This is a genomic window from Chryseobacterium sp. GP-SGM7 (assembly GCF_049166575.1).
GTDB lineage: Bacteria > Bacteroidota > Bacteroidia > Flavobacteriales > Weeksellaceae > Chryseobacterium.
In genome coordinates this window covers 1-11,249 of sequence record NZ_JBMHFF010000009.1, presented here as the reverse complement: position 1 = coordinate 11,249, position 11,249 = coordinate 1, and the positions used below count along the sequence as shown (strand labels likewise).

Here is an 11,249-nt window from a genome sequence, read left to right as displayed (position 1 = left end):
ATATTGATAACTCAACAAATCTTTAAAATACACGTCATAAAATCAACAGATACCACATATGTTACAATAATATTTATTTTTTTAACTTTTTTTATAAATTTTAATTTTTTTTAAGAATTATAACTTTTTTTTCATATGTTTGTGAAAAATAATACCAAAAAACTCTTGATATGAAAAAACCACTTCTCAAAATTCCATAGTTCTCAAAATTTTTGTGACCTCAGATATCACTGACCTTATTTAAAAACTATACCCTTTTTACATGATTTTCAAAAACATATACTGCAGAATTGCGGCAGGTATTGCTGTATTCTGCTCTGCACAATTCCATTCCCAGTTAATCGGCTCAGATCCCCAAATCTGGGAAAAAGCAAACACCACAATCAGAGAGGCTTCCAATGTGAAGGAAGATCGATTACTCAATTTCCATGACGGCATAAAAAACCGTTTCCTTAAAAAATATATAAGACATAGCCGCGATAAGAGTCATACGCTAAGTCTTGTACATACTTCCAAAGAGGAAGAAAAGATATGGGAAAACGATTCTAAGAAGATTATTCTTAATAATAATGTTTTTGAGAAAGGAGATCAAACCAAAATAAAACTACGGAAAAAACCAAGTATATTCACCTATGCAGGAGTGGGTGATTCAAAATCGGGTAAACCCGACAGTATCAAAATCAAGTTTGATGATCAGAATCTCTACGAGATGATATTCATTCCTAAGAAGGCAACAAAGACGGATATCAGTAAAATCCACAGTTATCTTTCCATAAAATACGGAATATCTCTTACCAAAGGAAAGTACATTTCCTCCGACGGTACATTGATTTGGGATCCCGAAAAGCATAAAGATTTTAAATACAGACCTACCGGATTAGGCAGGGATGATGGTAACGAATTGTACCAGAAACAGTCTTCAAATCAGGAAGATCAATTTCTTACGATTGGAAAAGGCAATATTTTTAAAATGAATGTGGAGAACCCAAGCCTGTTTGATCACAATAACTTTGTGATGTGGTCTGATGACAACAAGGAGATGGGTTTTAAAAATGAAGAAAATTTGAGAGTTCTTGAAAGAAACTGGGAAATCAGTTTTATAGGATCTACCATTCCAAAGAAAGATTACCAGGTTCGTATAGATAAAAACAAAATCAACCCCAGTTCACTTCCTTTAGCTTATTGGATGCTTTTAAAAGACTCTGCGGGAGAAATGATAAAAATTCAGGGTGTAGAGAGTGAAAACTTCATTCTTTTCAGCAAGGTGAATTTCATCAAGGAAAAAAACTCGCAACCTCTTGAATATTTTACATTTGCAACAGGACCGATCCCTAAAACCAGAGAAAGTGAAACAAATCAATCGGGGCCTGATTCTTTAAGCAACGAATTGATTTCCCTTAATCTTGAAGATATTAAATTGTACCCTAATCCTGTCAAAAAAGGACAAGAGTTCACCGTAACTTTCCCCGCAATGGAAAACCTTCGCATTTCTATTTATGATGGAGGCGGAAGATTGGTGACCATGGAAAAAATCGACCACAAATCTAAATCATACCACGGTTCGCTCCATACTCAAAGTTCCTATTTGGTATCACTTACACTCAACGGCAAAATAATCAAGACCTTTAAATTAATCGTAGACTAATAAACCGGATCATGAAAATAAAATCTATAAAACTTCCTTTTACAAAGAAGTCTGCACTACTTGCGTGCTTCTTTGCCTGTATGTTTGTTTTTGCATCTTTCACCAGAGAAGACATTCTCAACATCAGAAAATGGAAAACAAACTGGAAAAACGAAAAATACCCGAAACAGGATAATCTTCTGGTTCAGTCTACAGATTTTCCTCTATTAAAGGGTTTATCTAATTTCAATCCGGCATCGGTTTCTGAAGCTGAAATCAATAAGGATTTACATTTAAACCCGGGCTCAATTTCTGATGGGAACTTCATTCTGAAAGAAAAGGATGATAACATATCTGATGCAGATATTGCAACAGAAAACAGAAATTCTTTTTCTGCAATTGAAAAAGAAGGAATTATAGGGGTTTTTTCAGATCAGGAAGAAGATCGTGCTAAGGATAATTTCTTTACCGTAAATCTTCCAAAGCTGAATGAGAGTTCCCGGGTATTTTTGACTTATGAACTTTACGGATTAGCATCACATGAGTCAGTGTCCCGATCAGTAAATCATCAGCTTTCAATCGGAGGCGAGATCATTATGCCCTCTGCTGCGTGGAGTTCACAAAAAGAAGAATTAGGGATTTCAGTATTAAAAGAAGGAGTAAATACAATACTTTTCACCTCTCCTGCTTCAGGAGTAAAATATAAAGTAAGAAACCTGAAAATTGTTTTTGAAAAAAACAGAAAAGACATTCAGGATTTTCAGATCAATTCTGTTTTTTCGGGTGATTATCTTTATGTAAAAGGAATAAGCACAGATAAAAATATCAGAATTAACAATTCTGATATTTCGTGGAATAACGGAGAATTTGAAAAAGTAATTAAATTATCTGCAGAAGAGAAAAAATCGGGTCATTTTTCTGTCACCCAGAATGGCAGTAATCAACTTTTCAAATTACCTGCTGATGAAAAATCATTTAAAGTGATTGGTAATAATGTATATCACTCCAGGAGAATTGATATTATTAAAGATCAGGAATATGATGTTAATCACGAAGACTTGAATTTGAAAGTCGAAAAAGAGGCAGCAGAATCAGCAACCATAGAAATTATAAAATTAAGAGAGAAAGATATTCCTGCAGTGTCGGGAGGTCTTAAGAATATAACATTACATAATTCCGGATACCGTTTCTCACTCTTATCCGGAAAACTGAATAAAAAAGTAAAAATCACGATTCCTTATGATGATAAAAAGCTGGGTCTTTTTTCTCCAAAAGACATCAAGGTTTTTTCTTTTGATTACTCTATAAAAAAGTGGAAAGTTGTAGCATCGACAGATGTGGACCAGAAGAACAAAACAATCACCTTTGAAGGAGATGGTGACGGCGATTACATCAATGGAATTATTTCTGTGCCGGAATCACCACAATTAAATTCTTTTGCTCCGACAACAATCAGCGGTCTGAAAGCTGCAAATCCTGTTTCTGCACCTTTAATGCAAGCTCCTGCTGCAACCCAGTCCGGAGATGCCAATATCAATTATCCGTTAATCCTTCCTGCCGGTGTATCCGGTATGCAACCATCATTATCGGTAAATTACAGCAGTGATAATGGAAATGGATGGATGGGAGAAGGCTGGAGCATCGGAGGTTTGTCATCCATATCAGTAGACATGAAATGGGGAACTCCTACTTTCACAGCGGGCCAGGAAACAGAACTCTATTCTATGGATGGAGAAATGCTGGTTTATCCTGACGGATATTTACCTCACAGACACAATAAGGTCAACCCCGACGGAACATTTGATACGACAAGGCAGACAAGAAACGGCTCTGGTTTCAAAACATTTTACTTAAGAAGAAACCACGATTTTACAAAAATTGAAAGATTTGGAAGCAGTCCGGCAGATTACAGATGGATCGTTACTTCCACCGATGGGACAAAAACCTATTACGGAGGCGACCAATCCACACTCGTTTCCAATGCAGTTCTGAGAAATTACAATGGAAACATCCTTCAATGGGGTATATGGAAGACAGAAGATGTTCACGGAAACAACATCATTTACGAATATAAAAACCAATCTATTACGAATTTTACAGGAGATGACCAGAATCTGAATTCAGGATGGGTATTTCATATTGATAAAATCTTTTATTCAGGAAGAAATGGCCAGAGAGGTCCGTATGTGGTAACATTTTTCAATGATACGACAAGACCGGATAAGCAGATCAATGCAAAAGGTGTCCTAAAAAGAATCGAACCGTATTTACTTACTAAAATAAATGTTGCTTACACCAACGGATCAGGTCAGCAGCAAAACATAAGATCCTATGACTTCACCTACATGACAGGAATATTTCAGAAAAGTCTTTTAAGAAAGATGAAATTGAAATTACCCAATGTAAAAGTTCGTGATGCGGGGTTCGAATATAACTTTGAATATCATGACAACGGAACTGTCTTTGGAGCCGCCACCAATATGGTAACCCCGGGAACCGATGCGTTTTCTGATGTCGTGAGTTCTATTACTACACCTTCCAAGATCAGTGCAGACAACAATTTTGAGTGGGGTTGGTCTCTAAGAACAGGAGGCGGTTTGGCTATCTTAAGACCACAACTCGGAGGAGTGAAAAATTTCATGCTATCATTATTTGGTGGAGCATCTTATCCCCGCATAAAAAAAGGACAGGAATTGGTCGACTTTAATGGAGATGGAATTGCAGATATTTTGTACCGCAAAAGAAATGGTGATAACGGGATCAAACTAATTCCGGGAAGCTTAGACAATAATGGACAATTGGTATTTAACAGTGCATATCAGTCAGTAGGAAATTTGAACAGCAACTTTAATCATTCAAAGGGTACAACCTGGAATCTGGGTGGTAGTGTTGGTTTCAATTGGTTTAAAATGGGATTTGAATTTTCTTATGTTAATTCAGAAAGTGAGAATGAAACACCTATCTATATGATGGATGCCAATTCAGATGGTTTACCAGATGTCATAAAAGATGACAAAGTTTGGTTTAACAGAAGAAATGGTAATTCGCAGGAAATGGTAATCACCAGTGATCTGACAGAAAATATGGTCATCACAGGAAATGCGGTTCAGCCCTACACAGAGCCTGAAGAACCGGATGATATCGATCCTGTAAAACCTAAGAACGATGTGGTAAAAGTTTGGATTGCACCAAAGAACGGCTTCATAGAGATTTCGGATGAGATTGCTATTCAGCAAGGGCAGGATAATAATGCGAGAGCTGTTTATTCAATAGAAATTAAAAATCCAAATGACGTATCAAAAAATTGTCGTTTATTTTTAACTGAGCTCAATAATACATCTGGTCAAAGCGTGGGTATCCGCAACTACAACAGTTATCCGGGAACACCTCTTGGAGTAGCAAATTCATCCAGGTTATTTGTAAAATCAGGCGAAAAAGTATACTTCAGATTACATAAGAGAGCCGGAACCAATTATATTGTGGATACCAATCCGGTAGTAACCTATACAGACAACGCCGGGCATCCTTTACCCGATAAATTTATCGAGGAGCAAGATGGATATATGCCCAATCAGACCAACTATGATGAAAAGTTTTTCTTAAATAATTTAACGAAGTCATTCAAATTTACAGAACCGGCAAATATTCATATTACCATTCCGGAATTTACAATACCAACATTGTCAGACAGAGTAAAATACTCCATAGTTCTGATTAAGGAAGATGTGAGTGTAGCTCAAAACCAGCAAACAGTTCAAAATCTTATTTACGAAGAAATCGTAGGCCCGGCTCCGGGACAACCTACCCTGGTTTCACCGGTAAACATTAATTATTCCGTTCCCGCTCTTTCTAATCCTGACGAATCTTGGCATTTGAAATTTTTAGTGGAAACCGATTCTCATATCAATAAAGAAATTGAATGGAACGATATCGTAGTGGAAGGTTATCCCACTGCATCTTACCAACATTATGCCGTTGCTCAATACCCATCTTATCATATCAGAAACCTTAAGGATAAATTTGACGTTTCAACTTTAAATAATGTACCCTCAGGAAGTGATGATTACTCGATTTCTATCAACAAAAACTTTAGTTTCACTCCTTCTGTATCCGGTAAATTTATGTACGTCATCAAGAAAAAAGGGATTTTCCTTGATAAGAGAATTGTGGAAATATCCGGCGGTACATTGAAAGAATACACAATAGATCATAATTTAATTACAGGAAATGATCCGATACCTTTTTATCAGGGAGATCCTACAGCGGGAGTACTTCATGATGAAGAAAAACTAAACATTCTTATTTTCTGTGATACCAATAAGGATAGACTTGCCTATGAAGCACTAAAATTACAGCTGAATAATAATATATTTAATATTTATAATCAGTCAGGAAATTCTCTATTAAACCATACCGTTGAAACATCAATAAATACAGGAGAATACAACGGAGTAAGTGCAGTTTATCACAACTGGGGACAGTTTCTTTACAATGAAGCCAAAGATATTGTTCCGGTAAGTACCAATCAGCAACCTCCTTTGATTCCCGGCTGTGAGCCTCGGAAAGAAAATGACTGTATTTCAATTCCCACGGGACCAAGTGGTAATAATACTCCTGCCTATACCACTAACCCTAATACGCCAAAGGATCTGTATGGTGCGTTGATCAATGATCAAACGCTTGAAAACCCATTTCAGTTTAATCTGGATTTTCCGGCTTGTGCGGGAATTACCAATGCCCAACAATACGGGGAATGTATGGGAGACCAACTATCCAATGATTTTCAGAACAACTATGCCAATAATCAGGTTTTTGGCGCAGCAACACCTTTCACTCCTCTGAATCCATCTAAAACGAGAGATGTACGTGAACATAAATGGCTGAATCAGATATTTAAAGAACAATACTCAAAAAGAGGAAGCTTCAGAGATGACGAAACGCCGACCTCTCCGTTTATTGATGATGATCAGGATTCTGATGATATAGAAGTGGCTAACAATCCCAATACAAGAATGTTTGCGATTTCTAAAAAACAGAAAAGTAAATCAAAGACAAAAAATGCAGGAATTGGTTTCGGGCTTAACCTCAGTAATTCTATTTCAGAATTAAGAAATATCGGAAATATACAGACTCAGGACTTTTTCGACGTGAACGGGGATAATTATCCCGATATGCTGTATCGCGGACAGTCTCAGCAAACCAGTATTTTAGGCGGTTTGAAGGGAGCACAGAGTGGAATTGAAGGAACCGACAGAGTGATTACGAGAACGGAAGACTTTATGAATTCAAAATCAAAAGCATTTGGTCCGTCCGGAAGCAAATCTGTGGGAAGACTACTAAGTGATAAAGGCAGCGATGCAACAGGAGATACTTCAGTATCATGGTCTATGAGCATAGGCAACTCTAATTATCCGAACTCATATAACAAGACCACCGAATACTGGATGGATATCAATGGGGATGGCTTACCTGATAAAATTGACGGAACATCCTATAAACTAAATTTCGGAACAGGATTGGTGAATGGAGGTATTCCGGGATCTACAGGAACTTTTGCAGGGTTCGAACAGCAGGTATCAAAACCTGTACACTCTTCATCTTTCGGAATTGGTGGCGGAATCAATGGGGTGATTGATGCTGTGCAGGGTGTTGAATTGGGAATTGCCGTTTCCGGAGGTGTTGGTGGAGGATCTTCAACCGCTACATCAAAAAGATTATTCCTTGATGTGAATGGTGATGGTCTTGTTGACATCGTTCAGGTAGATGAAAACAACGGGCAAACCAATGTCAAATATAATCTGGGGAATCGTTTTGGAGGTTCTCAAAGCTTGGGTTATAGTCTTGCAGAAGAAACAAAGACACACAGCGGCTATGCGAACTTAAATGGCGGATTCTACATCAATATTCCTATGATTACGATTTTTGGAATTACCCTTCTATATCTGAAGCCATTTGGGGCGGATCTTACAGCCAACGTAGGATTATCAGTGTCAGAAATTAATAAAGGTCTAAGAGATGTCAATGGAGACGGTTTCCCTGACCTTGTAATTAATACTAACAGCGGATTAAAAATTCATTATTCTCAATTGGCTAAGACCAACAAGCTTAAAAAGGTTTCCTACGCAGAATCATACGATACTTTTAATACTGTAAATATAGGTACTGCTTTTACCATCAATTATGGTACCTCTAAACCATCATACAATGATCCGAATGCAAAATTAGTGATGACCGAGGTGGTGATGCCAAATCCTGATGCATTTACGGATACTTATACTTTAAGTACATATAATAAAGACATCATTACCCGTTTCGAGTATGAAAATTCAAAATACAATAGAAGAGAACGTGAAAAATATGGATTTGCCATGGTAAAAACATATGAAATGTCGAATACCTCTTCCGTTTACCGTACAACAGTACAGAACTTCTATAATCAAAATTATTTTGTGCGTGGATTATTACACTCAACACAAGCCTATGCCGGAACAGGAACATCTAATATATTGTCTTCTTCTGCAAACAATTATAAACTTTACAACTTTAATCCGGCTGTTACAGAAATAACTGAACTTCCTTCAGCACAGTTTGAAACCTATGATGTTGGTGGGACTGAAGGTAAAAAAATGGGAAGGGTTTTAATGTCCGGCTCAACAAAAACAAGTTATGAAAACGGAAACTCCATCTCCACACAGAGCCAGTTGTTCTATAATAACAAAGGCCAGCTTACGAAGTACCAGTATACCAGTCCGTCTTCGAGCTACAACAGTGTGATAGGTTATCATACAGGTCTTAACAATAATATTCTGAATGTTCCGAGTATCATTACAGTATATCCGGGAACAGGTGCCACAAATCCGCTGCGTAAACGTGCGACAGAAATCACCAACTTTAATACCGGAGATATTTCCAAAGTTAAAAATTGGTTAACAGCTAGTGACATCGCGGAAACAAACCTTACCTACGACGCCTTTGGAAATATTAAAACCGTTGAATCTCCCCCTAATGAATTCAACCAAAAATCTAAGCTTGAATATTTTTATGATCCGATGGGTAAATATGTCACTCAGGTAAAAGATCTTATTTTTAATCTGTCTTCCTATGCTACCTATGATCCTATGATGGATACCGTTTTGGAAGCTACTGATGTTACAGGCAACAAAATGGGATATGAGTATGATCAGTACGGAAGACCGGTAAGGGTAATCAGTCCTAATGACTGGCAATCTCAGGCAAGCACCATTAGACATGAGTATTTCGGAACACCGGTAACGCTTAGTAATGGAAGCAAACTATATCTTTTCACAGCAAAAACAACGCATCTTGATCCTTATCAAGCAAACAACAATATTGAAACTCTTTCTTTTGCTGATATTACCGGGCAAGTGATACAGGTGAAAAAAGATATAGAGATTAATAATGAAGAAAAAATGTCGGTTTCAGGAAGAGTGATTAATGATAATTTAGGAAGAGCGGTTACGCAGTTTCATCCTGTTTTTGAAAACAAAGGGGTCTCTGTTAACAATAAGCTGACTTTAAATCTATCCCAGTACTACACTTCGGCAGAATATGATTACAAAGACAGAAATGTTTCTTCAACTGATGAAGCAGGAAATTCTGTTGACAACAGATTCTTCATCGAAAATGGTATGTTTAAAACAGAAACGACCCAAATGCAGAATGCTTCTTCACAGATCAAAACAGAAGTCTTTGCCAATGCAGAAGGAAAAACTGTGGAAACTAAAAATTATTTACCTTCACAGGTATTAAGCACTTTATTTTCATACAGCCAGATCGGGGAAATAATGAATGTTACAGATCCGGAAGGACTCCAGACAAGCTTCACTTATGATATGGGAGGAAGAAAATTAAGCCAAAATCATCCTGACCGAGGGGAAACTACATATGAATACAGTAAGGTAGGACAACTCATTAATGTGCTGAATAACAATCTGAATAATAACGGCGGTATTCCTATTCATTATAAATATTTCTACAACCGTTTGACTAATATTAATTTACCGGATATCCCATCTGGTGTAAATCCTGCTAATGTTTCTTATAACTATGGTTCGTCAGGAAATAGTGCAGGAAGAATTACAGAAAAACAGGATGGTACTGGTATATCGTATTATCAATACGGTAAAATGGGTGAACTACTTAATGAATATCGTGGGATATATGGTTTTTATATGCCGTATCTCGGTTTCAATACATCATATCAGTATGATAACTGGAACAGGATAAGAGATATTATATATCCTGACAACGAAGTGGTTCACTATGAATACGATTTAGGTGGAAATCTCAAAAAGATATTCAATGAAGCAGGATACGAATATGTTAAATCTATCAAATACGATCATTATGAGCAGCGTAAACAAATTGATTTTGGCAATGATACGTCGTCTACATTTACATATGAGCCAAATATGAGAAGGCTGAAAAACCATATTCTAAATGATGCTAACAGTAATGTACTTCTCAACGGTACTTACAGCTATGATTACGCAAGTAATATTACAGGAATAGTTAATACAAGCCAGACTACTAATACCGGTTTTGGAGGAGATTATACCCTCAATTATCAATATGATACCCTAAACAGACTTGTGAGATCTTCAGGTAATGCAGAACCGGGAAGAAAAGAAGGTCTGCCTCCTACACCGATTGTAGGTACAATTACTTCATCATACGATACACGATTATCTTATAATTTGAGTAGCGGAATAGATACCAAAAGACAGGATCATGTACAAGACGGTATTGTAAATACTGATAATTCATATGATCACAGATACAGATATTTTAAAGGTACTCATATGGTGGAAAGAGTTACAAATACAGCAACCGGTAATGAAGAATATTTTAGGTATGACAGTAATGGAAATGTAACAGATTATTCTACCTCTGACGGAAGTTTTGCCGATTATTTCTACTGGGATGAACAAGATAGGATGAGGGCAGTTCGCAGGGAAACTCCGGGAACGTTCCAATATTATGTTTATGATTACAAAGGAGAGCGTACTATCAAAGCCAACCTGACCAATGACTCTGAACTGTACCAAAACGGCGAAATGGTAAATAACGGATTGATGTTTGACAGCTTCAAAGTCTATCCTAATCCTTATATTGTATATACGTCAGATGGTATGTATACCAAACACTATTTTGCCGGAGACCAGCGTATAGCAAGCAGATTAGGTAATGCAGGCAATCTGTTTACCTACAGACAGGCGGCCCCTTCAAATACAAAAGAGAATAATGATTCGCAATCTAACGCCGAGAATGATTTCAAAAATTATTTATCAAAAGCCGGCTACAAAACTTCTGACGTAGAAAAAGAACTTGCAAAAAATTCCGCTCCATTAGGAGGAGTATATTATCTGCACAGCGATCATTTAGGTACTGCAACCTATGTTACCAATGAAATTGCTGAACCTACCCAATTTTTCCTAAATTTACCTTTTGGAGAAACAATGGTAGAGCAACAAGAACCAACTGCCTACGTCAATCCATATAAGTTTAATGCCAAAGAATTAGACAGCGAAACAGGTCTTTATTATTATGGAGCAAGATATTACAACCCAAGGATAAGTGTGTGGTATGGAGTAGATCCGTTGGC

Annotated in this window: 2 protein-coding genes; both read left to right on the top strand. The window is 37.0% G+C overall.

Annotated features, from left to right (window positions below; genetic code table 11):
• The first annotated feature begins 262 nt into the window (after positions 1-262).
• Positions 263-1,645 (top strand): T9SS type A sorting domain-containing protein, encoded by a 1,383-nt coding sequence (locus tag ACOOWA_RS18010; RefSeq protein ID WP_421377328.1) that lies wholly within the window; start codon positions 263-265, stop codon positions 1,643-1,645.
• 11 nt (positions 1,646-1,656) lie between these two features.
• Positions 1,657-11,249, top strand: a 9,593-nt coding sequence (locus ACOOWA_RS18005) for a SpvB/TcaC N-terminal domain-containing protein (RefSeq protein WP_421377326.1), incomplete at its 3' end; no start/stop codon positions are given.